The organism is Streptomyces sp. NPDC041129 (assembly GCF_055592265.1).
This window is the reverse complement of the sequence record NZ_JBVIYV010000005.1, coordinates 396,662-415,009: the sequence shown is the minus strand read 5'-3', so window position 1 is coordinate 415,009 and position 18,348 is coordinate 396,662. Positions and strand designations below refer to the sequence as shown.

Sequence of the window (18,348 nt, the reverse complement as noted above, 5' to 3'; positions counted from 1 at the left end):
CGGCCGGTTTGCCCGACGCGGGCCGCGGCACCCTGGTGGGGTGGCGCGGCCCGTTTGCGTACGCGTGCGCATACTGAGGCCTACGGAAGGTGTCGTTCAGGAAGCGGTGCGAGGTGACGGAGGCGGAGGACCGCAAGCCCCGGTCGGACGAGGCGCGGACCACGTACGACCCGGAGATCACGTCCGAGTTCGCCCTTCCCGAGGGACTGGCGGTCCCCAGGGGCGGGGGCGAGTCGGAGACCACGTCCGAGTTCGCGGTGCCCGAGGGGCTGCAGGCGCCGCAGCCGGCGAGCCCCGATCCGGAGGGGTCGGCGTTCAGTCTGCCGCGCAGCTACAGCGCAACGGACTCGCTGGTGGCGTTCACCCCGGCGACGGGTGTGCCGACGGTCAGCCTGATCAAGGACGCGCCGTGGCAGGACCGGATGCGCACGATGCTGCGCATGCCGGTGACCGAGCGGCCGGCGCCCGAGCCCGTGCAGCGGGTCGAGGACGAGGGCCCGGCCGTTCCGCGTGTGCTGGACCTGACCCTGCGTATCGGGGAGCTGCTGCTGGCCGGCGGTGAGGGCGCGGAGGACGTGGAGGCCGCGATGTTCGCGGTGTGCCGGTCCTACGGTCTGGACCGCTGCGAGCCGAACGTCACCTTCACACTGCTGTCGATCTCCCACCAGCCCTCGCTGGTGGACGACCCGGTGACGGCCTCGCGCACGGTCCGGCGGCGGGGCACCGACTACACCCGTCTCGCGGCCGTGTTCCACCTGGTGGACGACCTGACCGACCCGGAGACCCATGTCTCCCTCGAGGAGGCCTACCGGCGGCTGGCCGAGATCCGCCGCAACCGGCACCCGTACCCCGGCTGGGCGCTGACCCTGGCCAGCGGGCTGCTGGCCGGTGCGGCCTCGGTGCTGGTCGGCGGTGACCTGATCGTGTTCATCGCCGCGGCGCTCGGCGCGATGCTGGGCGACCGGCTGGCCTGGCTGTGCGCGGGGCGCGGGCTGCCGGAGTTCTACCAGTTCACGGTGGCCGCGATGCCGCCGGCGGCGATCGGGGTGGCGTTCTCGCTGGCGCACGTCGATGTGAAGGCGTCCGCGGTGGTCACCGGTGGTCTGTTCGCGCTGCTGCCCGGGCGGGCGCTGGTGGCGGGGGTGCAGGACGGTCTGACGGGCTTCTACATCACCGCGTCGGCGCGCCTGCTGGAGGTCATGTACTTCTTCGTCGGCATCGTCGCCGGCGTGCTGGTCGTCCTGTACTTCGGGGTGAAGGTGGGCGGCACGCTGGACCCCGACGCGGCGCTGGGCGGCATTCCCGAGCGGCCGCTGGTGCAGATCGCCGCGTCCATGGTGCTGTCGCTGACGTTCGCCGTGCTGCTGCAGCAGGAGCGCTCCACCGTGCTGGCGGTCACGCTCAACGGGGGTGTGGCCTGGTCGGTGTACGGCGCGATGCACTACGCGGGCGGGATCTCACCGGTGGCCTCGACGGCGGTGGCGGCGGGTCTCGTGGGGCTGTTCGGGCAGTTGCTGTCCCGGTTCCGGTTCGCGTCGGCGCTGCCGTACACGACCGCGGCCATCGGGCCCCTGCTGCCGGGTTCGGCCACCTACTTCGGGCTGCTGAACATGGCGCAGAACGAGGTCGACAAGGGGCTGGTGTCGCTGGCCAAGGCGGCGTCCCTGGCCATGGCGATCGCGATCGGGGTCAACCTCGGGTCGGAGATCTCCCGGCTCACCCTGCGGGTCGGCTCCGCCGGCAAGCGGCGGGCGGCGAAGCGGACCCGCGGTTTCTGACGGCCTCAGCGGGTGCGGTGGTCGCCCTGGTTGCCGTAGGGGTACTGGTTCTGGTCGTAGCCGTTCTGGTCGTAGCCGTTCTGACCGTAGCCGTTCTGCTCGTACCCGTTCTCGTCGTACCGGGGCTCGTTCCGGCCGTACCCCTGCCCGTGCTGTCCGTACCGCGGCTGCTGGTGCTGCCCCTGGCCGTAGTACTGGTCGGCGTCGTGGCCGCCCTGGTTCCAGTGCTGCTCCTGACGCGGCTGCCGCTGGTAGGGCTCCTCCGGCTCGATGCGGCGCAGGCGGGTGGTCGCGTCATCCATGACCGGCTGCCGCTGGAACTGCGGCACCGGGTGCTGCTGTGCGGGGGGCGCCTCGGCCGCCTCCCGCTGCGCGGCCTTCTTGTTCTTGCTCCGCGCGCGCAGGTACTCGATCGCGATCGGGATCACCGACACGAGGACGATCAGGATGAGGATCGCCTCGATGTTGTCCCTGACGAGCGCGTGCTGACCCAGCCAGGAGCCCAGCAGGGTGACGCCCGCGCCCCACAGGACGCCCCCGATGACGTTGAAGGTCAGGAACGAGCGGTACCGCATGCCGCTGACGCCGGCGACGATCGGCGTGAACGTGCGCACGATGGGCACGAAGCGGGCCAGGACCAGGGACTTCGGGCCGTACTTCTCGAAGAACTCGTGCGCCTTGGCCACGTTCTCCTGCTTGAACAGCCGTGAGTCCGGACGGTTGAACAGGGAGGGTCCGACCTTCTTGCCGAACATGTAGCCCGCCTGGTCGCCGAGGACCGCGGCGAGGCAGATCAGGGCGATCGCGGCCCACAACGGGAAGTCCAGCTTGTCCGTGGTGATCAGCAGACCGCAGGTGAACAGGAGCGAGTCACCCGGCAGGAAGAAGCCGATGAGCAGGCCGGACTCGGCGAAGACGATGAGCAGCAGACCCCAGATGCTGTAGGTGTCCAGCAGGTACTGGGGGTCCAGCCAGCTCGGGCCGAGGGCGAGTGTCGTCACGGGTCCGGGCTCCTGAGGGGGTGAGGCGGCTACGGCGTCCATGGGGGGCCGCACAAAGCTACCAACGTGAGGTGACCGCCCCAGGTTCCACCGGTGCCTCCAGGATGCACTGTGGTGCGACCGGGAGAAAGCTGTGACTCATGGGACTCGATGACTACGGCGGCGGCCAGGGGCCCCAGCCGGACGTGCTGGTCGTGACCACGAACGACGTGCCCGGATACCAGGTGCAGCAGGTGCTCGGCGAGGTCTTCGGGCTGACCGTGCGCTCGCGGCACATCGGCAGCCAGATCGGTGCCGGGCTGAAGTCGATGATCGGCGGCGAGCTGAGGGGGCTCACGAAGACCCTGGTGCAGACCCGCAACCAGGCCATGGAGCGGTTGGTGGAACAGGCACGCGCGCGTGGCGCCAACGCGGTGCTGATGTTCCGCTTCGACGTCACCGAGGCGGCGGACGTGGGCACCGAGGTGTGCGCGTACGGCACGGCGGTCGTGCTGGCCCGGGAGTAGCCCTCCCGGGCCGCGGGATCACGCGGTGTGGCGGTCGGCGTTGGCTGCGATCGCCTCGCTGAGGTGCTCGGCGAGTCCGGGCCGGGTGGAGTCGTAGAACGCCTTGAAGCGCTCGTCGGCGACGTACATCGCGCCCAGGCAGCGGTGCATGGGGTGCGGGCACTCGTAGAACCACTTGCCGATGTGGCGGCGGTGCTCCTCGGCCAGGTCCATGGCCGCCTCGTCGGCCGGCCGGCCGCCGGCTGCCATCAGGGCGACGTAGCGCCCGGTCCAGTCGTCGGTCTCGGCCTGCATGCGCCGCCAGTCGTCCTTGGTGTAGCGGGCGGCCCGGCGCTGCGACTCGGCGTAGGCCTCGGTGCCGCCCCAGCGCCGCTCGGTCTCCTCGGCGTACCGCTCGGGGTCGTTGTCCCCGAAGACCTCGAACCGCTCCTCGGGGGTGAGGTTGATGCCCATCGTGCGTGCCTCCATGGCGTGCTCCACGGCCGCGGCCATCTTCTGCAGCTTCTCGATCCGGGCGGTCAGCAGTTCGTGCTGGCGGCGCAGGTGCGCGCGCGGGTCCGCGTCCGGGTCGTCGAGCAGGGCCGCGACCTCGTCGAGCGGGAAGCCGAGTTCGCGGTGGAACAGGATCTGCTGGAGCCGGTCGAGGTCGGCGTCGTTGTAGCGCCGGTGGCCGGCGTGGGTGCGCTCGCTGGGTACGAGCAGGCCGATCTCGTCGTAGTGGTGCAGGGTGCGCACCGTGATTCCGGCGAACCCCGCGACCTGTCCCACGGAGTAGCTCACTTTCCGCTCCTTGTCGTCGGTACGGCACCACGCTGAGGCCTCACGCCACGTGAGGTGCAAGCCGGATGCGCTCCGGATGTTCGCGGCGTCGTGTCCGCTTATCGTGACGACGTGACCCAGGGCACAGGGCAGCAGGCTCGCTCGACCCGGCCGGCGAGCCCGGCGCGGGCCCTGCTGCCGCTGATCCTGCCCGCCGTCGCCGTCGGCGTGGCCGCGAGCCTCGTCTACGTCGGCCTGAGCCTGTCGGCGGAGCAACTGCAGCACGTGCTGTGGGGGCCGCTGCCGGAGGCGCTCGGCGTGGGCCCCTACTCGGTGCTGTGGATGTTCGTCATGCTGGTGGCCACCGGCCTCGCCGTCGGGCTGGTCGTGTGGAAGGTACCGGGCCATGCCGGGCCGGATCCGGCGACCACCGGTCTGGACGCCCCGGTGCTGCCGCCCATCGTGCTGCCGGGTCTGGTGTTGGCTACGGGGCTGATGCTGGCGGGCGGGCCGAGCCTGGGCCCGGAGAACCCGATCATCGCCGTGAACGTCGGCCTGGCGGCCTGGCTCGGCGGGCGTTTCCTGGCCCGGATGCCGGGCGCCCTGTGGCCGATGCTGGCGGAGGCGGCGACGATCGGCGCGCTGTTCGGCACCCCCGTGGCAGCGGCCCTGGTCATCTCCGAGGCGCTGGCCGGGCGGCCCGTCCGGGGGCTGCTGTGGGACAACCTGTTCGCGCCGCTGACCGCGGCGGCGGTCGGCGCGCTGACCACCTCGCTGCTGTACCGCCCGGCCTTCGACCTGGGCCTGCCGCCCCTGGGCCGCCCGCGCTGGACGGATCTGCTGGCGGCCCTGGTGCTCGCCCCGGTGGCCGCCCTGCTCGGCATGTGCGCCGTGCGCGCCTTCCCCTACGTCCACGCGGCCTTCCAGCGGTTGCGGCACCCGATGCTGATGCTTCCGGCGGGCGGTGTCGTGCTCGGCGCCCTGGCCGCCCTCGGCGGCCGGCTGACCCTGTTCAAGGGGCTGTCGGAGATCGGCGTGCTGGCGCGTGACCCGGCGGGCTGGTCGGCGGGGCAGTTCGCCACCATGGCCGTGGTGAAGCTGGCGGCGCTGCTGGTCGCTGCCTCCTGCGGCTTCCGGGGCGGCCGGATCTTCCCCGCCGTCTTCGTCGGCTCCGCGCTCGGTCTGTGCGCCCACGCGCTCGTCCCTGGCGTACCCGCCGCGCTGGGCGTGTCCGCGTGTGTGCTGGGCATGCTGCTGGCGATCACCCGGCAGGGCTGGGTGAGCCTGTTCACGGCCGCCGTCCTGGTGGCCTCCCCCGCCATCATCGCCCTGCTCTGCATCGCCTCACTGCCGGCCTGGCTGCTGGTGACCGGGCGGCCGCAGATGCAGCTGCGCGGTGACGGCACCCCCGTCCGCTGACCACGTCCCCCGTCTGGAGGCACGTCATGGCCCTGCACAAAGGTCCGGAGAAGCACGAAGAGCGCCTGATGTCGGTCAACCCGTTCTACGGAGAGGCCAATCCGGTCGGCGGGATGGCGGAGGCCCCGCCCACCCACCGGCTCCCCGACACTCCGCTGCCGCCGTCCACGGCGTACCAGCTGGTGCACGACGAGTTGATGCTGGACGGCAACTCGCGGCTGAACCTGGCCACCTTCGTCACCACCTGGATGGAGCCGCAGGCCGGGGTGCTGATGGGTGAGTGCCGGGACAAGAACATGATCGACAAGGACGAGTACCCGCGCACGGCCGAGCTGGAGCGGCGGTGTGTGGCGATGCTCGCCGACCTGTGGAACGCACCGGACCCGTCGGCCGCCGTGGGCTGTTCGACCACGGGCTCCAGCGAGGCCTGCATGCTGGCCGGGATGGCGCTCAAGCGCCGCTGGGCGCAGCGCAACGCCGACCGCTACCCGGGAGCACGCCCGAACCTGGTCATGGGCGTCAACGTCCAGGTCTGCTGGGAGAAGTTCTGCAACTTCTGGGAGGTGGAGGCCCGGCTGGTGCCGATGGAGGGCGACCGGTACCACCTGGACCCGCGGGCGGCGGCCGAGCTGTGCGACGAGAACACCATCGGTGTCGTCGGCATCCTCGGCTCCACCTTCGACGGGTCCTACGAGCCGATCGCGGAACTGTGCGCGGCCCTGGACGCCCTCCAGGAGCGCACCGGACTGGACATCCCGGTGCACGTGGACGGCGCCTCCGGCGCGATGATCGCGCCGTTCCTCGACGAGGACCTCGTGTGGGACTTCCGGCTGCCGCGCGTGGCGTCGATCAACACGTCCGGGCACAAGTACGGCCTGGTCTACCCGGGCGTCGGCTGGGCCCTGTGGCGGGACAAGGAGGCACTGCCCGAGGAGCTGGTCTTCCGGGTGAACTACCTGGGCGGGGACATGCCGACGTTCGCCCTGAACTTCTCCCGCCCCGGCGCCCAGGTCGTCGCGCAGTACTACTCCTTCCTGCGGCTGGGCCGCGCGGGCTACCGGGCGGTGCAGCAGGCCACGCGGGACGTGGCGCGCGCGCTGGCCGGGAAGATCGAGGCGCTCGGCGACTTCCGGCTGCTGACTCGCGGGGACGAACTGCCGGTGTTCGCCTTCACCACCCATGACGGCCTGCCCTACGACGTCTTCGACGTCTCCCGGCGGATGCGCGAGCACGGCTGGCTGCTGCCCGCCTACACCTTCCCGCCGGACCGCGAGGACCTGGCGGTGCTGCGGGTCGTGTGCCGCAACGGCTTCTCCCACGACCTGGCCGACCTGTTCGTGGACGACCTGGCACGCCTGCTGCCCGAACTGCGCCAGCAGCCGCATCCCCTCACCAAGGACCGGGACGCGGCCACCAGCTTCCATCACTAGGGCCACTCGTCCGGACCAGAGGGGTCAGCGGTCGTCCCCCGGGTGCCGCTCCCCCGTCGCGTACGGGTTCTCCTGGCCCTCGGTGAGGACGCCCATGAACGGCTCGCCCTCCCCCGCGAAGGTGTACGCGCCGGCCTCCAGACGGGCGATGAGCCCCTGGGTCCAGGCGGCGTCGGAGTCGGCCGTGTGCACCCAGAGGTTCATGATCTCGCCGATGTGGCCGAGCTGTCCGGGGCCGTCCTCGGGGATGTAGTGCCCGGTGACGGCGGACCGCCACTGACGGATGCGCCGGATCCGCTCCCGGAGCAGGTCCAGCGCCTCGGCCCGCTCCAGCTCGACCAGGAAGCCGATGGCGGCGGACTGGATGTCCATCTTCTGGTCGTAGGAGACCAGGGACTCGCGCAGCAGCCGGAAGAACTCCGTCTCGCCCGGGTCCGTGATCTCGTACTCGGTGCGCGGCGGACCGCCCGCGGTGGACGGCGCGATCTCGTGCGCCCGCAGCAGCCCCTGCTTCGCCATCTGCTTCAGGGCGTGGTAGATCGAGCCCGGCTTGGCGTTGGACCACTCGTGCGCGCCCCAGTACTCCAGGTCGCCCCGGACCTGGTAGCCGTGGGCCCGCCCGTGCTGGCGGACCGCGCCCAGCACGAGAAGACGGATCGCTGACATGCCGTCCAGGTTATGGCCGCGGCTCAGCCCCGCTGTTCCAGGGCCACCAGCTCGAAGGCGGTCCTGCCGTCCAGGGACTCCCGGATGATGTCGGCGTGGCCGGCGTGGCGGGCGGTCTCACGGATCAGGTGCAGACACAGCCAGCGCAGCGAGACACGGCCCTCCGGCGGGAACCAGGGGTCGGGCGGCAGCGGGAAGGTGTCGTCCAGACTGGGCGCGGAGCGGATGTACTTCTCCGTCTCGCCGGCGACCTGCTCCCAGTACGCGAGCTGCCCGGCCACCGTCTCGTCGTCGGTGAGCCGGAAGCACTCGTGCCAGTTCGACTGGTCGCGGTGGACCGCCGGCGGCTCCTGCCGGGCCCGGGCCAGCCAGCTCTGCTCGACCTCGGCGACATGCTTGAGCAGACCGCCGAGGGACAGCTCGCTGGCGCTCGGACTGGAGCGCGCCTGCTCCTCGGTCAGTCCCAGCAGCGCCCTGCGGATGCCGCCCCGCTGCTCCTCCAGGAACGCGAGCAGCGCCCCGCGCTCGTCGCCCCGCGCCTCCGCCGCCACGTGCGTGACCATGACCGGCCGCCCTTCCTCGGGTCCTCTTGCCTGACACAGACGAAGCTACGGGCCCTTGCGGTCAGCTTCTGTCCGCAAGGGCCCGGCACGCGCGGGATGATTTCGGGCGCCCCCTAGAAGGGGAAGCCGCTGCGGCCGTGCTGCACCGAGATCCACTTGATCGTGGTGAAGGCCTCGACGGTCGTCTCGCCGTTCAGCCGACCGAGGCCGGAGTGCTTCTCGCCGCCGAACGGCACCAGCGGCTCGTCGTGCACGGTGCCGTCGTTCACGTGGAACATGCCGGTGTCGATCCGCTTGGCGAACGCGACACCGCGCTCGATGTCGCCCGTGTGGACGGCGCCGCTGAGGCCGTAGGGGGTGTCGTTGACGATCCGGACCGCCTCCTCCTCGCCGTCGAAGGGGACGAGGAAGACGACCGGGCCGAAGATCTCCTGCTGGAGCAGGGCGGAGCCGGCGGGCACGTCGGTGAGCACGCTGGGCTCGACCAGGTTGCCGGTGGTGGTGCCGTGCACGAGGGCGGTGGCGCCCTCGGCGAGCGCCTGTTCCACGGCGCCCGATACGGCGCTCGCCTGCTGGGAGTTGATCACCGGGCCGATGACGGTCTGCGGGTCGCGCGGGTCACCGACCTTCAGCGTCCGGACCTTGGCGACGAACTTCCCGGTGAACTCCTCGGCCACCGAGCGGTCCACGAGGACCCGGTTCGCCGCCATGCAGACCTGGCCCTGGTGCACGTAGCGGCTGAAGACGGCCGCGTCCACCGCGTAGTCGATGTCTGCGTCGTCCAGGACCACCAGCGCGCTGTTGCCGCCCAGTTCGAGCACCGAGCGCTTGAAGTGGGAGGCGCAGACGGTGGCGACGTGCCGGCCGACCTTGTCGGAGCCGGTGAAGGAGATGACCTTGGGGATCGGGTGCTCGATGAAGGCGTCGCCGATCTCGGCTATGTCGGTGACGACGACGTTGAGCAGGCCGCCCGGCAGACCCGCGTCCTCGAAGATCTTCGCGACCAGGGTGCCGCCCGCGATCGGGGTGTTCTGGTGCGGCTTGAGCACCACGCCGTTGCCGAGCGCGAGGGCCGGGGCCACGGACTTGATCGACAGCAGGAACGGGAAGTTGAACGGGCTGATCACGCCCACCACACCCACCGGCACCCGGTAGACGCGGTTCTCCTTGCCGTCGGCCGGGGAGGGCAGGATCCTGCCCTCCGGGCGCAGCGCCAGGTTGACCGCCTCGCGCAGGAACTCCTTGGCGAGGTGCAGCTCGAAGCCGGCCTTCAACCGCGTGCCGCCCAGCTCCGCGACGATCAGGTCGGCTATCTCCTGCTCGCGGTCCTCGATCAGCCGCAGCGCCCGCTCGAACACCGTGCGGCGGGCGTACGGGTTGGTCGCGGCCCACTGCTTCTGGGCGCGGGCGGCACTGCGGTAGGCCTGGTCGACCTCGTCGACCGTCGCCACGGTGATCGAGGCCAGCTTCTCGTCGTCGTACGGGTTGAAGTCGATGACGTCCCAGGAACCGGTGCCCGGGCGCCACTCACCGTCGATGTACTGCTGGGCCAGGTCGCTGAAGTAGGACGGCATGTGATCCCTCAATCGGTAGCAGACACAGGAGCCACGTCACGGTCTGATCACACGTCATCGTACTTGTGTTTCAAGAGAGTTGAAGGAGACCCCGGAGAAGATCCCGGCTCTCGTCCGGGCCCGGACTGTCCTGCTGGAGCTCCTTGAGCGCCTGCTCGTACTGGGCGACGTCCTCACGCTTGTCCAGGTACAGGGCGCTGGTCAGTTGCTCCAGGTAGACCACGTCGGACAGGTCCGCGTCGGGGAAGCTGAGGATGGTGAAGGCGCCGCTCTCGCCGGAGTGGCCGCCGAAGCCGAACGGCATCACCTGGAGCCTGACATTGGGGCGCTCGGAGATGTCGATCAGGTGTTGGAGCTGGCCGCGCATCACACCGCGGTCGCCGTACGGGCGGCGCAGGGCGGCCTCGTCCAGGACGATGTGGAACTCGGGGGCGTTGTCCGCGAGCAGGTGCTTCTGCCGCTCCAGGCGCAGCGCGACCCGCCGCTCCACGTCGGCCGGGCTCGCGCCCTTCATGCCGCGCCGGACCACCGCGCGGGCGTACTCCTCGGTCTGCAGCAGGCCGTGCACGAACTGCACCTCGTACACCCGGATCAGCGAGGCCGCGCCCTCCAGGCCCACATAGGTGGGGAACCAGCTCGGCAGCACGTCGGTGTAACTGTGCCACCACCCCGCCACGTTGGCCTCCCGGGCGAGGGAGAGCAGGGACTCGCGCTCCGCCTCGTCACTGATGCCGTACAGCGTCAGCAGATCCTCGACGTCCCTGGTCTTGAAGCTCACCCGGCCCAGCTCCATCCGGCTGATCTTCGACTCGGACGCGCGGATCGAGTAACCCGCCGCCTCGCGCGTGATCCCCCGTGCTTCACGCAGCCGCCTGAGTTGCGAGCCGAGCAGCATGCGCCGCACCACCGATCCGGGCTCTCCCGCGCTCACGTTCGCCAGCCTCCCCAACCGTCTTCAGGGGCCGCAGTCTGCCACTAAAACACTTCGAGCAGTACTCGTCCGGTTACGGAAACGGAAAGAGGTCAGCCGTTTTCCGCAGGCAGAGGTACGGACCTCTGACATTCGCATGGTCCAATGTGGCAGAAAAAATGGCCAAGAAGCGGTACGGGCAGGATCATTTCGGTCACGTGCACGTGCATCTGCCCTTGCATCTGCCTGTCCCATCCGAAACCATGGTGCCGCGCCACCGCTGCATCGCTACGACCGCGAATTCCCGGGAGTGCCTCGCATGGGGACGAATGGATCGACCATGCTCAAGCCGTTACGGCAGGGCCTTCCGCCGTTGGACCCCGCAGCCGTCTCCGATGCCGCCTCCTGCGCCCTGCCGGCCCGTTACGAGGCGGTGGGCGAGGCCCGGCGCTTCACCCGGCGCACCCTGGACCAGTGGGACGTGGGCGACCGCTTCGACGACATATGTCTCGTCGTCTCCGAACTCGTCACCAACGCCCTGCGGCACGGCCTGCCCATCCCTCACCAGCGCCCGTCCGGTGAAGCCCGGCGGTCCGCACCCTCCCCGGCCGACGCCGGCCGCTCCCCGCAACCGCCCGCCGTGCGCCTGCACCTGCTGCGCTGGACCGAGCGGCTGGTGTGCGCGGTGCGCGACCCGAGCGACGAGACGCCGGCGCCGCGCGATTCGGACGACTTCTCGGCCGAGTCCGGCCGGGGGCTGTTCCTGGTCGACTCCTTCGCCGACGGCTGGGGGTGGCACCCGCTCGCGGGCACCCTCAGCGGCAAGGTCGTCTGGGCGCTGTTCCGGCTCCGGCCGGCCGACTGATATGACGCGGGGCCGAGTCACGCCCGGTATCTACGCGCGTACACCGGGTCGTCGGCGAGCCGTGGGGCGTTGAGTCGTTTCAGCCGACTATGAGGTGGTCGAACTCGCCGTCCTTGATACCGAGGAGCATCGCCTCGATCTCCGCGCGCGTGTAGACGAGCGCGGGCCCGTCCGGGAAACGCGAGTTGCGCACCGCCACATCACCGCCGGGCAGGCGCGCGAACTCCACGCAGGAACCCTGCGAGTTGCTGTGCCTGCTCTTCTGCCAGGCCACTCCGTCCAGCTGCGTGGCAGCCATGCCGTTGTACACGTCGTACCCCCCGTACACGCCGTCAACGTCGCGGTCCACAGGTCGCTCCCCGGTGGTGCACTTGGCTGATGTGGCCATGGATGTCTTGCTCAACTGATCCGGATCATAGCTGCGTTCATGTGCAGATGCATGAGCAGATGCACGTGCACGGGGTGTGTTGCCGCGATTACAGCTTTGACGTCCGCTTTACCGAAGCCGTTCCAGCGTCTGTCCGAGAGACGGCAGCACATGCCCTCTCCAGCCCCCGTTCATGATCTTCCGCGCCTTCATCTGCACCGGGTCGTCCGGATCGAATCCCTCGTGCACTAGGAACAGACGCGTGCCGCGCCCTTCCTGTTCCAGGGTCCATGTGATGGTCCAGTCCGTGGGACCGGCGGGATCCGCGTCGGCCCAGCGGAGGGACAGCATCCGCTCGGGGACGTAGGCGAGGACCCGCACTTCGACCACACCGGAGAAGCGGGCGTTGGGGCGCGGGACCGAGGTCATCCGGTACCGGTGCCCGATCTCGAGCCGGAAGTCCTCGGCGCCGGGCATCTGCCAGCGGGCGAGCAGGGCGGGCTCGGTCAGGGCGCGCCAGACCTTGGCGGGCGGATGCGGAAAGAACTGGTCGACACGGACGGTGGTGAGGTCGTCGGCGTCACCGGGGGGTGCGGTGCTCATGGGTGTTCATCGTCGGGCATGCGGTCGAGCAGATCACCGAGGCCCTTCAGGCGGTCGCGCCAGAACCGCTCGTACGGATGGAGCCAGTCCTGCACCTCGGCGAGCGGGGCCGCCTCGAGGCGGTAGATGCGCTGCCGCCCGGAGCGCTGCTCGGAGACGAGGCCGGCGTCCCGGAGCACCCTGAGGTGCTCGGAGAGGCTCGGACGGCGCATGTCGAAGTGCTCGGCCAGGGCCTGCACGGCCTGCGGACCGCGCTCGCGCAGCAGTCGCAGCACCTCGCGGCGCGTGGCGTTGGCGAGCGCGGCGAAGACACGGTCCTCGGCGGCGGTACCCGTCCCGGTCATGGGGCGGTCCGGTTCACGGTGCGGTCCGGTTCATGGGGCGTCAGAAGCCTTCCTTCTCCGTCAGCAGCATCAGGCCGTTGCCGTCGGGGTCCGCGAAGGAGGCCATGCGCCCCCAGGGGAGTTCGTCCGGCCCCTGCACCGGGGTTCCGGCAGCGGCGAGCCTGGCGCAGTCCGCGTCGACGTCGGTCGTGACCAACATGATCCCTTGCGCGGAGCCGGGCGTGAAACCGCCCATCCCCGGCCCGGAGAGCGTGAAGACGGTCTGCGCGCCCTCGGGGGCCACCTGGAGCCAGCGGCCCTGGGGCATCCGGCGGTCGGCGGTGACCTCCATGCCGAGGACGTCGCGGTAGAAGCCCAGGGCGCGCTCCTGGTCGGAGACGGGGAGGGTGACGAAGGAGACGTGCGTGATGGTCATGCGGCGAGCATAGGTAGGCATTTCCCTACGCGTCAACCGTAGGAGATTGCCTACCCGTACCGAGTGAGCAGGCATACGGAGATTTCCGCACGGCGTCCGGAAGTGTTCGGGGTAACGGCTGGTAACTTGCTGCGGACCCCTCCGGTTCGGGGGGGGTGCCGTCCCGAGCGGGACGACGGTCCCGGGGCGGCCGGTTCGCTACGGCTGGGGAGCTTGACGTGATGACGGCGACTGCAAGGGTGCGGACGGCGGCCGCGGCGGCGGGGGTGGTGGGCGCGCTGGCGCTGACCGCATGCGGCGGGGGCGGCGCCAAGGACGACTCCTCACCGGCCCCGGCGCCGACGGCCGGCTCGGAGTCCGGCAGTGGCTCGACGGGTACGGTCACGGGCGCTTCGGACGAGCTCCAGGGCAGTTGGGTCACCACCTCCAAGGGGACGATCGTGGCCCTGGTGATCACCGGCGAGAAGGCCGGGCTCTTCGCGACGGGCGGAGCCACGTGCGCCGGCACCGCCGGCACCGAGTCGGGCATGCGGATGATCCATCTGAACTGCACCGACGGCAGCAAGGCCCGGATCAGCGGCATGGTCGACTCGGCGAGCAAGGACGCCCTGAAGGTGACCTGGGCCGGCAAGCTCGGCGAGGAGACCTACACCAAGGCCGAGGGCGGCAAGCTGCCCTCCGGCATGCCGACCAACCTGAAGCGGTGAATTCGGTGGGGCGCGTGAGCGGGCCCCCGGCGCAGGCGCCATGATGCGAGGAGACCGTCACGACCTCGATGGGACCTGCTCATGCGCGCCATTCCGCTCACCGTCACCGCCCTCGCCGCCGCCCTCCTGCTGACCGCCTGCGACGACGGCGGAGGAGGCGAGAACGGCAAGAGCGGCTCCGCCTGCGAGATCGGCGGGGTGTCGGTGCAGATCGGCTCGGCGAGCGTGGCCCCGGCCGCCGGTGACACCGGCGAGGTGCCCGTCAGCATCACCAACCAGAGCACGCCCTGCACCCTGGACCACTTCCCCGGCGCCGCGCTGAGCACCGGCGGCGGCGAGGTGAAGCTGCCCGCGCAGGAGGGGGCGAAGGCACAGAAGCTGAAGCTCGCCAAGGGCGACTCGGCGACCTTCACCATCACCTACGTCCGCGGCGGAGCGGGCGGCAAGGCCGGCCTGGCCGCGAAGTCGGTGAAGATCGGCTTGCCCGGCACGGACACCGCCCGGAGCTTCCCGTGGTCCTACGGGCCCGTCGCGACCAAGGGCTCCACCGACACCCCGGACGCCTCCGTCAGCGCCTTCCAGCAGGTCGGGGACTGACGTCCTCGTGGTGCGGCGGGCCTGGTGACGAGGGGTCAGCCGAGCCGGGGGCGGGCCCTGACCTGGGCCTGGTCCGCCGCCCGCGCGCCCTCCGTCCAGCCCGCCGCGTCGCTCACCCCGCGCAGCCGGGTCGTGATGGTCTCGGGAAACATGTGCTCGAGACGGTCGGTGACGGCTATCTCCCGGGTGGCGAGGACCGGCAGCAGATCCTGGGTCACCTGGGTTCCGGCCACGGCCGCGAGGCGGTCGCCGACGCGGTGCGCGTAGGCCGCGAGGAACGACTGCCGGAACGTCTTGGTGCGCTTGCGGCCGCCGGCGCGCTGCGCCGCCTCGGCCTTGGTCATCGCGTGGGTGGCCTGCACGAGCAGCGAGGTGTGGAGCAGTTCGACCGCCTCCAGGTCCGCCTCGAAGCCGACGACCGTGGAGAAGCCCAGCATCTCGTTCCACACGGCGCGGCAGTGGTTGGCGGTGGCCACCGCGTCCAGCAGCACCGCCTTGGCCTGCTCGTACGGCGGCTCCACGCCGATGCGGCAGGCGCCGGGCGCGTCCGGCGCGGGGGCCCCTGCGGCCAGCAGCGCCACGTCGACGCTGTGCCGGGCCATCAGCTCCTGCGCCTTGGCCGACAGCGCCTCCGCCTCCTCGGGGTAGCCGGTGGCCTCGGCCTTGGCGAGCAGCGCACGGATGCGGGTGAGCGTGCGGGAGGCACCGGGCCCCGGATCACGGCGCGGCTCCTCCAGGACCTCCAGGGCGGGCAGGCGCAGCAGGAGGCGGTACAGCTCCAGCACCGCGGTGGCGTGCGAGAAGCGGTCGCCCGCTCGTGCGGTGGACCCCGGGAGGGCCTCCAGCTGGGCGGCCCAGCGGCGCCCGCGGGGGCGGTCCTGCCCGGACTGCGCCCGGATCAGCTCCGAAACGAGGGCCAGGTGGACCTCGTCCAGCTCGCGCCGCACGAGCCGTACGACATCGGCGGGCTGCCAGCCGCGCCGCCAGGCCGACGCCACGAACTCCTCGCCCCGGCGCGCGAGTTCGGTGTCCGCCGCAGGGTCGGCGGCGAGCAGGGAGGCACCCGTGTCGAGTCCGGCGTCGTTGTCTTCGTACAGGGCGGCGCGGAAGGCCCGCTCGACGGTGCTGGCAGTGCTGGTCACCCGTCGATCGTGCCATGCGCCACGAACAGCGGGCAGAAGCCGTCCACACCCTGTGGACAACCGGGGGCCGGCGGCCGGGCAAGTGTCAACCAACGGTTGACGCCACGAAGTGCGCAACCTACGGTTGACACATGGCGACCAACCCGAACATCACGGCATCCGTACGCCTCGACGACCTGATCGCGGCTATCAAGACGGTTCATCCCGAACCCCTCGACCAGCTCCAGGACGCGGTGCTCGCCGCCGATCACCTCGGTGACGTGGCCGACCACCTGATCGGTCACTTCGTGGACCAGGCCCGCCGGTCGGGCGCTTCCTGGACCGACATCGGCAGGAGCATGGGCGTGACCCGGCAGGCGGCACAGAAGCGGTTCGTGCCCAAGGAGTCGGCCGACCTCGACCTCAGCCAGGGCTTCAGCCGCTACACCCCCCGCGCGCGGAACGTGGTCATGTCCGCGCACAACGAGGCGGTGGCCGCCCACCACTCCGAGGGCCGCCCCGAGCACCTGGTCCTCGGCCTGCTGGCCGAACCGGAGGGCCTGGCCGCGAAGGCGATCACCACACAGGGCGTCCCGCTGGACGCGGTGCGCCAGGCCGCGACCGCGGCGCTCCCGCCGGCCGCGGAGGACGCCCCCGACCTCGTCCCCTACGGTCCCGAGGCCAAGAAGGTCCTGGAACTCACCTTCCGCGAGGCCCTCCGGCTCGGCCACAACTACATCGGCACCGAGCACCTCCTGCTGGCCCTGCTGGAGCACGAGAACGGCACGGGCGTCCTCAGCGGCCTCGGCATCACCAAGGCGGCGACCGAGGAGTTCGTCGGCAAGGTGCTGGCGACGCTGCTGGAGCACAAGAAGGCGGCGGCGGACGCGGCGGAGGCGGCGACGGACTGACCGGCCCGGGGAACACGCGGCTCTGCCCACGAACCCGCCGGTCGCTGCCATCACCCTGTGAAACCGCAGGTCAAGGGCTTTGTCAGTGCCGCCTGCCAGACTCCTGTCCATGTCCGGCCGGTGGGCTCTCGCGGCGGCCGAGGACGGTGGCGTGGACGTCGCCCCCCTCGGCCCCGACGGGCTGCCCGCCGGTCCGGTGCGGCGGGAGAGCGATCTCGCCGGGGCGGTGCGGAGCCGTCCGGAGGTGACGCGCTGGGTGTGGCGGTCGACCGCCGACGTCTACCCGCGTCTGCTCGCCACGGGGGTGCGAGTGGAGCGGTGCTACGACATCGAGGACGCCGAGACACTCCTGCTGGGCCACGAGGGCCGGTACGGCGAGCCGCGCTCGGCCGCCGCCGCCCTGGCCCGCCTCCGCGGCGGCCCCGTACCGCCCGATCCACCGCAGCGGCAGGCCGAACCGGGCGCCCAGTCCCCGCTGTTCGAGCCGGCCGGCAACCGTCTGCCCCTCACCGACCTGCTCGCCGTCTACGCCGAGCAGCAGCGGCGGCACGAGCGGACCGCCCACCCCGACCGCATGCGGCTGCTGACCGCCGCCGAGTCGGCGGGGATGCTGGTGGCCGCCGAGATGAACCGCTCCGGCCTGCCCTGGAGCGCCGAGGTCCACCGCGAGCTGCTGCGCGACCTGCTGGGCGAGCGGTACGCGGGCGGCGGCGAGCCGCGGCGCCTGGCCGAGCTGGCGGACGAGGTGTCGGCCGCCTTCGGCCGCCGGGTGCGGCCCGACCTGCCCGCCGACGTGGTCAAGGCCTTCGCCGGGGCCGGGATCAAGGTCCGGTCCACCCGCCGCCGGGAGCTCGCCTCCGTCGGCCACCCGGCGGTGGAGCCACTGCTGGAGTACAAGAAGCTGTACCGCATCTGGGTGGCGCACGGCTGGTCCTGGCTGCAGGACTGGGTGCGCGACGGACGCTTCCGGCCCGAGTTCCTGGCCGGCGGCACGGTCACCGGGCGCTGGGTGACCAACGGCGGCGGGGCGCTGCAGATCCCGAAGGTGATCCGGCGGGCCGTGGTCGCCGACCCCGGCTGGCGGCTGGTCGTGGCCGACGCCGACCAGATGGAGCCGCGCGTCCTTGCGGCCATCTCCCGCGACCCCGGCCTGATGGAGGTGGCCGGGCGCGAGAGCGACCTGTACCAGTCCGTCTCGGACCGCGCCTTCTCCGGCGACCGGAACCAGGCCAAGCTCGCCGTGCTGGGCGCGGTCTACGGCCAGACCTCCGGCGACGGCCTGAAGAACCTCGCCGCCCTCCGACGCCGCTTCCCCAAGGCCGTGGCCTACGTCGACGAGGCCGCACGGGCCGGCGAGGAGGGCCGGCTCGTCCGCACCTGGCTGGGGCGTACCTGCCCGCCCGTCGCAGGCCCGGGCGAGGACGCGGCCGAGGAGGCGGGCATCCCGGTCGGCGACGACGACACCGACAACCAGGCGGACGCACCGGGCTGGGGCCCACATCACGCCTCGGGCAACGCCCGCGCGCGCGGCCGCTTCGCCCGGAACTTCGTCGTGCAGGGCAGCGCCGCCGACTGGGCCCTGCTGCTGCTGGCGGGGCTGCGGCGGGCCTGCGCGGGCCTCGAGGCCGAGCTGGTCTTCTTCCAGCACGACGAGGTGATCGTGCACTGTCCCGCCGACGAAGCCGGCACGGTCGTCGAGGCGATCCAGGAGGCCTCGTGCCTCGCCGGACGGCTGACCTTCGGTGAGACACCGGTGCGCTTCCCGTTCACGACCGCCGTGGTCGAGTGCTACGCCGACGCCAAGTGAGGGCC

At 71.4% G+C, this 18,348-nt stretch carries 20 protein-coding genes; 9 read left to right on the top strand and 11 right to left on the bottom strand.

Features of this window, described 5'->3' with window-relative positions; all coding sequences use genetic code 11:
• The first annotated feature begins 113 nt into the window (after positions 1–113).
• On the top strand, positions 114–1,778 hold the full coding sequence (locus ACZ6B1_RS19815; protein ID WP_468780025.1) for a threonine/serine exporter family protein: 1,665 nt from the start codon (positions 114–116) through the stop codon (positions 1,776–1,778).
• Positions 1,779–1,783: 5 nt separating this feature from the next.
• On the opposite strand, the gene ACZ6B1_RS19810 is transcribed toward ACZ6B1_RS19815, so the two are convergent.
• Positions 1,784–2,779, bottom strand: a complete 996-nt coding sequence (locus ACZ6B1_RS19810; RefSeq protein ID WP_468780023.1) for a DedA family protein — start codon at positions 2,777–2,779, stop codon at positions 1,784–1,786.
• A 140-nt stretch (positions 2,780–2,919) separates the two neighbouring features.
• Here ACZ6B1_RS19810 and ACZ6B1_RS19805 point away from each other — a divergent pair, with 140 nt between their 5' ends.
• On the top strand, positions 2,920–3,285 hold the full coding sequence (locus ACZ6B1_RS19805) for a YbjQ family protein (protein ID WP_468780021.1): 366 nt from the start codon (positions 2,920–2,922) through the stop codon (positions 3,283–3,285).
• A gap of 18 nt (positions 3,286–3,303) precedes the next feature.
• Here ACZ6B1_RS19805 and ACZ6B1_RS19800 read toward each other — a convergent pair whose 3' ends face one another.
• On the bottom strand, positions 3,304–4,065 hold the full coding sequence (locus tag ACZ6B1_RS19800) for a MerR family transcriptional regulator (protein ID WP_468780019.1): 762 nt from the start codon (positions 4,063–4,065) through the stop codon (positions 3,304–3,306).
• A gap of 111 nt (positions 4,066–4,176) precedes the next feature.
• On the opposite strand from ACZ6B1_RS19800, the gene ACZ6B1_RS19795 reads away from it, so the two are divergent.
• The gene (locus tag ACZ6B1_RS19795; RefSeq protein WP_468780017.1) at positions 4,177–5,463 is read left to right on the top strand and encodes an ion channel protein; all 1,287 of its coding nucleotides are present in this window, start codon (positions 4,177–4,179) and stop codon (positions 5,461–5,463) included.
• 26 nt (positions 5,464–5,489) lie between these two features.
• On the top strand, positions 5,490–6,893 hold the full coding sequence (locus ACZ6B1_RS19790; protein WP_468780015.1) for a glutamate decarboxylase: 1,404 nt from the start codon (positions 5,490–5,492) through the stop codon (positions 6,891–6,893).
• A gap of 24 nt (positions 6,894–6,917) precedes the next feature.
• Here the strand turns inward: ACZ6B1_RS19790 and ACZ6B1_RS19785 are convergent, their stop codons facing one another.
• The 4 genes from ACZ6B1_RS19785 to ACZ6B1_RS19770 form a co-directional block, all read right to left on the bottom strand.
• The gene (locus tag ACZ6B1_RS19785) at positions 6,918–7,559 is read right to left on the bottom strand and encodes a PadR family transcriptional regulator (protein ID WP_468780013.1); all 642 of its coding nucleotides are present in this window, start codon (positions 7,557–7,559) and stop codon (positions 6,918–6,920) included.
• A 23-nt stretch (positions 7,560–7,582) separates the two neighbouring features.
• Complete coding sequence (locus ACZ6B1_RS19780) at positions 7,583–8,122, bottom strand: DinB family protein (RefSeq protein ID WP_468780011.1); 540 nt, start codon at positions 8,120–8,122, stop codon at positions 7,583–7,585.
• A 113-nt stretch (positions 8,123–8,235) separates the two neighbouring features.
• Positions 8,236–9,696 carry an aldehyde dehydrogenase family protein gene (locus tag ACZ6B1_RS19775; protein ID WP_468780009.1) on the bottom strand — a complete coding sequence of 487 codons (1,461 nt, stop codon included), beginning with the start codon at positions 9,694–9,696 and terminating at the stop codon, positions 8,236–8,238.
• Positions 9,697–9,766: 70 nt separating this feature from the next.
• The gene (locus ACZ6B1_RS19770) at positions 9,767–10,591 is read right to left on the bottom strand and encodes a helix-turn-helix domain-containing protein (protein WP_468780147.1); all 825 of its coding nucleotides are present in this window, start codon (positions 10,589–10,591) and stop codon (positions 9,767–9,769) included.
• A 334-nt stretch (positions 10,592–10,925) separates the two neighbouring features.
• Here ACZ6B1_RS19770 and ACZ6B1_RS19765 point away from each other — a divergent pair, with 334 nt between their 5' ends.
• Positions 10,926–11,471, top strand: a complete 546-nt coding sequence (locus tag ACZ6B1_RS19765; RefSeq protein ID WP_468780006.1) for an ATP-binding protein — start codon at positions 10,926–10,928, stop codon at positions 11,469–11,471.
• A 79-nt stretch (positions 11,472–11,550) separates the two neighbouring features.
• Here the strand turns inward: ACZ6B1_RS19765 and ACZ6B1_RS19760 are convergent, their stop codons facing one another.
• The 4 genes from ACZ6B1_RS19760 to ACZ6B1_RS19745 all read right to left on the bottom strand — a co-directional run bounded on the left by ACZ6B1_RS19760 (position 11,551) and on the right by ACZ6B1_RS19745 (position 13,200).
• Complete coding sequence (locus tag ACZ6B1_RS19760) at positions 11,551–11,820, bottom strand: DUF397 domain-containing protein (RefSeq protein ID WP_468780004.1); 270 nt, start codon at positions 11,818–11,820, stop codon at positions 11,551–11,553.
• 147 nt (positions 11,821–11,967) lie between these two features.
• Positions 11,968–12,441, bottom strand: coding sequence for an SRPBCC family protein (locus tag ACZ6B1_RS19755; protein WP_468780002.1), 474 nt, complete (start codon positions 12,439–12,441; stop codon positions 11,968–11,970).
• A complete protein-coding gene (locus tag ACZ6B1_RS19750) occupies positions 12,438–12,785 on the bottom strand; it encodes an ArsR/SmtB family transcription factor (protein WP_468780000.1) in 348 nt (115 codons plus the stop codon). Before ACZ6B1_RS19750 ends, ACZ6B1_RS19755 begins: the two co-directional genes overlap by 4 nt.
• A 40-nt stretch (positions 12,786–12,825) precedes the next feature.
• A complete protein-coding gene (locus ACZ6B1_RS19745; RefSeq protein WP_468779998.1) occupies positions 12,826–13,200 on the bottom strand; it encodes a VOC family protein in 375 nt (124 codons plus the stop codon).
• Positions 13,201–13,421: 221 nt separating this feature from the next.
• On the opposite strand from ACZ6B1_RS19745, the gene ACZ6B1_RS19740 reads away from it, so the two are divergent.
• Entirely contained in the window at positions 13,422–13,907 is a 486-nt protein-coding gene (locus ACZ6B1_RS19740; protein WP_468779996.1) for a hypothetical protein, read from the top strand.
• Between the two features lie 81 nt (positions 13,908–13,988).
• On the top strand, positions 13,989–14,504 hold the full coding sequence (locus ACZ6B1_RS19735) for a DUF4232 domain-containing protein (RefSeq protein ID WP_468779994.1): 516 nt from the start codon (positions 13,989–13,991) through the stop codon (positions 14,502–14,504).
• Positions 14,505–14,539: 35 nt separating this feature from the next.
• Here ACZ6B1_RS19735 and ACZ6B1_RS19730 read toward each other — a convergent pair whose 3' ends face one another.
• A complete protein-coding gene (locus tag ACZ6B1_RS19730; RefSeq protein ID WP_468779993.1) occupies positions 14,540–15,646 on the bottom strand; it encodes a DUF2786 domain-containing protein in 1,107 nt (368 codons plus the stop codon).
• 131 nt (positions 15,647–15,777) lie between these two features.
• Here ACZ6B1_RS19730 and ACZ6B1_RS19725 point away from each other — a divergent pair, with 131 nt between their 5' ends.
• Together ACZ6B1_RS19725 and ACZ6B1_RS19720 are read left to right on the top strand one after the other, a co-directional pair.
• Positions 15,778–16,536 carry a Clp protease N-terminal domain-containing protein gene (locus ACZ6B1_RS19725; RefSeq protein ID WP_468779991.1) on the top strand — a complete coding sequence of 253 codons (759 nt, stop codon included), beginning with the start codon at positions 15,778–15,780 and terminating at the stop codon, positions 16,534–16,536.
• Between the two features lie 109 nt (positions 16,537–16,645).
• The gene (locus ACZ6B1_RS19720; protein ID WP_468779989.1) at positions 16,646–18,343 is read left to right on the top strand and encodes a bifunctional 3'-5' exonuclease/DNA polymerase; all 1,698 of its coding nucleotides are present in this window, start codon (positions 16,646–16,648) and stop codon (positions 18,341–18,343) included.
• The last annotated feature ends 5 nt before the right edge of the window (positions 18,344–18,348 follow it).